This is a genomic window from Streptomyces sp. NPDC060049 (genome assembly GCF_042736715.1).
GTDB lineage: Bacteria > Actinomycetota > Actinomycetes > Streptomycetales > Streptomycetaceae > Streptomyces.
Genome location: NZ_JBHWVV010000040.1, coordinates 1 through 2,015 on the forward strand (window position 1 = coordinate 1; position 2,015 = coordinate 2,015).

At 70.2% G+C, this 2,015-nt stretch carries 1 protein-coding gene; it reads left to right on the plus strand.

Annotated elements, in window-relative coordinates:
• Positions 1 to 2,015: phosphopantetheine-binding protein (locus ACFWBY_RS36605; RefSeq protein ID WP_385409759.1), on the plus strand; the 2,015-nt coding region annotated here is incomplete at both ends.

Sequence of the window (2,015 nt, forward strand, 5' to 3'; positions counted from 1 at the left end):
GCGCGGACGGCCAATTGGAGTTCGTCGGCCGCATCGACGACCAGGTCAAGATCCGCGGACACCGCATCGAACTCGGCGAAGTCGAAGCAGCCGTATCATCCTGCCCCGGCGTCGGCCAAGCAGTGGTCTGCGTCCGGGAAGACCACACCGACGACCGCCGACTCGTCGCCTACGTCACCCCCGCACGCGACACGTCCCGCGCATCCGCCTCCGACGCGGTGGAGCAGGTCGACGACTGGAAGTCCGTCTTCGAGTCGTCATACGAATCGGCGCAGGCGGAAGACTTCGGCGCGGGATTCGTCGGCTGGCACAACAGCTATGACGGCGGCCTCATCCCTGACGACGAAATGACCGAATGGCTGGAGGACACCGCAGAGCTCATCACCGAGCTGAAGCCGAAGCGCATTCTGGAAATCGGCGTCGGCAACGGCATGGTGTTGTCCCGGCTGCTCCCGCTCAGCGAGGAGTACTGGGGCACCGACATCTCGGAGACCGCGATCGAGAGGCTCAGCCGGAGCATCGAGGGACACGAGCACGCCGACCGCGTCACCCTCCTCGCCCGGCCCGCCCACGTCACGGACGGCCTTCCGGCCGGCTTCTTCGACGTCGTCGTCCTCAACTCCGTCGTCCAGTACTTCCCATCGGCCGCGTACCTCGACGACGTCCTTGCCCGCGTCGTCGACCTGACGCGAGAGGGCGGACGCGTCGTCGTCGGCGACGTACGCAACCTCCGCCTCTTGGAACAGTTCCAGACCGAGCGCGCACTGCGTGCCCTCCGCGAACCTGCCGCGCCCGAGACCCTGCGACAGGACGTGCGCGGCGCCGTCGCCGAGGAGGAGGAACTCCTCCTGGACCCGCAGTACTTCCAGAACTACGCCGAAACGCACCCGACCCTCGCGGGTGCCGACATCCGGGTCAAGCCGCGTGCTGCCTCCAACGAGCTGACGCGCTACCGGTACGACGTCGTGCTGCACCAACGCGGGCTGGACATCGTCGACGCCGCCGGTGCACCGTCGGTCCCCTGGGCCGGCGACGGCTCCACGGCACGGGACGAACTGACCGCGGCCCTGGCGGCTCCGGAGGCCGCCCTCCCCGCCTGCCTGCGGGTGACCGGAGTCCCGTACGCCCGGCTCACCATCCCGCATGCCCTCGTCGATGCCCTCGCCCACGCGACGGACGCGGCGGGGCTCAAGGCGGCCGTCGATGCCACCGTCGCGCTCCCCGAGCCGCCCCTCGTACCCGCCCTCCTCGCCGAACTGGCCGAGCGCCACGGCTACCGCACCGTTCTCACCTCGGCCGACGGCGACGCCGGCCCGAGTTCTGCACTGGACGTGCTGCTCGTCCGCCGTGACACAGCGCAGGGCGCCGCGCTCGTCGGAACCCGGCTACCGGCGCGGCACACGGGAGGCAGCTCCGCCCTCGCCAATGTCCCGGCCCACGACCGGGCACGGCTGAGCGCCGCCCAGGTGCGGGAGTTCGCGGCGGGGCTGTTGCCGGAGTACTGCGTGCCATCGGCGGTAGTGGTTCTGGACGCATTCCCGCTGACGGCGAACGGGAAGGTGGACCGCCGCGCCCTGCCGGCGCCGCAGGCCGTGGCCGCCGGCGGTGGCCGTGCTCCGCGAACGGTGCGCGAGAAGATCCTGTGCGGCCTGTTCGCCGACATCCTCGGTGTGGAACACGTCGGTGCCGACGACAGCTTCTTCGACCTCGGAGGCCACTCCCTCCTTGGCGCACGTCTCATGAGCCGTGTGCGTTCCGTTCTGGATGTGGACGTGTCGATCGGTGCGCTGCTGGAGGCACGCACGGTCGCACGCCTGGCGGAGCGGCTGGAGGGTGCGCGGGCGGTCCGGTCGCGGGTGCGGGAGGCTGAGCGGCCGGATGTGCTTCCGCTTTCCTTCCCGCAGCGGCAGTTGTGGTTCCTGCAGCAGCTCGAAGGACCGAGCCCGACCTACAACATGCCCATCGTGTTGCGGCTGTCGGGTGAGCTCGACGTGTCGGCACTGCGCGCCGCGTTG